This is a genomic window from Aeromonas lacus, assembly GCF_000764665.1.
GTDB lineage: Bacteria > Pseudomonadota > Gammaproteobacteria > Enterobacterales > Aeromonadaceae > Aeromonas > Aeromonas lacus.
In genome coordinates, this window is record NZ_JRGM01000182.1 from 1 (window position 1) to 3141 (window position 3141).

The window sequence follows — 3141 nt, forward strand, 5'->3', positions numbered from 1 at the left end:
AGATGGCCTGGAACCGGCAGCCGGAGCCGAGGCCACAGCAGCAGCACGGCCAGCGTTGCAACGCCCACCAGGGTATCGCCCCATTGCCAACTGGGCATGGCGGTGGCCAGTGCTTCGACCTTGCCCAGATAGGTTTCCGGCATATGAGGAACGCTCAGACCGAAGAAATCCTTGATTTGCAACGTGGCGATCACAATGGCAATACCACCGGTAAAACCCAGCGTTACTGAGGGGGGGATGTATTCGATAAGACGACCGAGGCGGGCTAGACCCATCGCCACCAGAAAGAGACCGGAGATAAGGGTCGCCATCAACAGGCCACCTACCCCGAACTGCTGGGCAACCGGATAGAGGATCACCACGAAGGCAGCAGTCGGGCCCGAGATGGAGTAGCGGGAGCCACCGGTCACAGCAATCACGATACCGGCGATGATGGCGGTATAGAGGCCATGCTGCGGAGGAACACCGCTGGCGATGGCAAGCGCCATGGCCAGTGGAATGGCAATGATGCCCACCGTCACACCGGCGATCAGGTCACGGCCAAAACGGGCCATGCTATAGGGCTCATCAATACAGGATTGGCGCAAGGCTATGGCGAGCTTCACGCTATTTAAAGAGGCTTGCTTGTGCATGTATACGTAATACCAAGAAGAGGGAGATAAAGGCCGGAGGGATCCGGCGCCCGATCATCATCAAGGGCCGGCAGAGCTGTCGACGCGGCGATGGTATCCTGCGTAACCTTACTCCAGCAGCGCCACTATTTCGATGGGCAGGATCAATGAATACCACAATCCGGCATCATTTGACTCATTTCCAGCCAAATCCCCGAACTTTATCAACGCGACTACCCTTTTTGGCGCCACGTTTGCCACCACAATGGCTTTTCGCCCCCTTGCACGTTGCCGACATGTTCGCCGCACGATTGCCATAGAGCCCGAGGCCGCATGTCGATGAATGACAACAATGGTTATGGGCAAGGGACTGATTGTGCTGAAAATAAACCGCAAAGGCCAAGTTTTGGGCAAACGGTCTGAAAATCTGTTTTTCGTCCGGTTCGCGGGTTGACACCCGTCTTTCTGGTCATTAATATTCGCCCCGTCTCAACGAGACAGGCAATTCCTCCTTAGTTCAGTCGGTAGAACGGCGGACTGTTAATCCGTATGTCACTGGTTCAAGTCCAGTAGGAGGAGCCAATTCCCTCGTAGTTCAGTCGGTAGAACGGCGGACTGTTAATCCGTATGTCACAGGTTCAAGTCCTGTCGAGGGAGCCACATTCTAAAGCCCAGCCTTACGGCTGGGCTTTTTCGTATCTACCTCATAAGAGTCTAGAGAAGCTTGGGTGACTGATCCCCACACCAGGGGCAGTCACGTCCACCAACTCGTCAATACCACGCCACAACCGGACATGCTCACGGACAGCCTGCTGATAGGGCCAAGTGGCGATAGCGGTAGAACGCTCGGCGTCGACGCTCACCACGGGCCAGCTCGTCAGTGAGGTACGTCCTGTGACGTCAGGATATTCTGCTCGTACCAAGCATCCCTGTACTCTGGAGCAGCGAGAAAATCCCGTTTGCTCCAGTTACAGCTGGCGTGTGCCAGTACGAAGTTGTGGCCCAAATCGATTGGATAACAACGCCAAGGGATGAGATGGTCTACCTCACCATTCCCCTGTATCACCTTGTTACCATAAAAAGAGGTTCCCCCCTGCAAGTCCCTCAATACATCCCCTACCCGCCCCAGCGCCTGACGGCTTGAACCAAAGATAAAATTCTCCAGCCCAACGCTTGGGCCAATCATAGTGGCTGATTCCCCTTGATGTCGCAGATAAGCTGCAGCCAATGCTGCCGGGAGAGGGAGACCACCTGATCGTAAAAACGGTGAAGGCCGTAGAAAATGCCGAGTTAAGACGGATATGATCCGTTCCCCTTTGGGAAAGTTACTGACTACTTGACCCCAAAAGGAGAGACAACGCCCGAGCAAAACCTGCTTGTACTGGCAGGCCCGGGGTCAAGCAAGTCGCTCCATCCAGGATCATGTTGCTCTGTTACAACCATAATGCGGCGATGCCCCTGCGCCGGCGCCTGACCGAACTACTGGGAGGACTGCATGCTCGTCGACGAGTATCAGGACATTGATGAACAGCAGTACCAACTTAATTTCTTGCTGTTTCTTTACGAATATCTGAGCGCGAACTGCGTCACCTTTGGCAGGGGCGTGCTCCTCAGCACTGTGCATAGCGTTAAAGGAGAAAGAGTATCGCCATGTTTTGATCTTTGATGGTGGATGGCAACGCTGCGTAGAAAGCAATACGAACAACATCGAGGAAGAGCGGCGACTCTTCTATGTTGCGATGACCAGAGCAATCCAGCGATTAGTGGTTATGTCCCGCGCTGACCAGCGGCATCCCCCCCTCTCATTGCCCAACGTTGTTACAACGCGTCGATCCAGGCTACAGCCCCTGTACAACAACGCCGTTTTGCCATCATGGGCATGCGCCAACTGGATGGTTATGCTGGCCGTAGCAACGACAATCACCTGGCACACTAGAACCTGCGGCAATTACACGTTGGAGACGCTGTACGTATCGGTCTCGACAAGCTTGAGAAACGGCATGTTTTGCATGGTCAAACACCCGTAGCTCGTCTCTCCCAAAGTGCTTATCAGATCTCTGAATCAGTTTGCAACTATCCGGCACGCCAACGTCATCGCCATGATTGAGCGGAGCAAAGCACAGGCAGACGACACCTACTAAGAACATTTTCGAAGTGAGCGGAGGGAGCGGAGGGAGCGGAGGGAGCGGAGGGAGCGGAGGGAGCGGAGGGAGCGGAGGGAGCGGAGGGAGCGGAGGGAGCGGAGGGAGCTGCCCATTATCGAGCAGGAGTTATAACGACTTGTGCGGTGAAAGGTTTATTACCCTCTGCACAGGCAAGTCGCCACCGCAGCATCATGTCGCACATATTGAGCAAACTTGAACCATAACAACGCAACAAGAACTATCAGATGGCATATCGAAAATCGCACATAAAGAAAAGGCCCGAGCAATTCAATTGCTTGGGCCTATCATTTGGCGGTGAGGGAGGGATTCGAACCCTCGTTCTTACATATCACCACACAAATATAACCTATACATTCAATGACTTA

The 3141-nt window shown here is 54.1% G+C and carries 2 protein-coding genes and 2 tRNA genes; 3 read left to right on the plus strand and 1 reads right to left on the minus strand.

The window, feature by feature from the left end:
• Positions 1-632, minus strand: a 632-nt coding sequence (locus LG31_RS0120025; protein WP_033116168.1) for a SulP family inorganic anion transporter, incomplete at its 3' end; no start/stop codon positions are given.
• Between the two features lie 485 nt (positions 633-1117).
• Between LG31_RS0120025 and LG31_RS0120030 the strand changes: the two genes are divergently transcribed.
• The 3 genes from LG31_RS0120030 to LG31_RS21845 all read left to right on the plus strand — a co-directional run bounded on the left by LG31_RS0120030 (position 1118) and on the right by LG31_RS21845 (position 2638).
• Positions 1118-1193, plus strand: a tRNA-Asn gene (locus LG31_RS0120030).
• A gap of 2 nt (positions 1194-1195) precedes the next feature.
• Positions 1196-1271: transfer RNA gene (locus LG31_RS0120035), tRNA-Asn, on the plus strand.
• Between the two features lie 995 nt (positions 1272-2266).
• Positions 2267-2638 carry a 3'-5' exonuclease gene (locus LG31_RS21845; RefSeq protein WP_161785996.1) on the plus strand — a complete coding sequence of 124 codons (372 nt, stop codon included), beginning with the start codon at positions 2267-2269 and terminating at the stop codon, positions 2636-2638.
• Positions 2639-3141 lie beyond the last annotated feature (503 nt).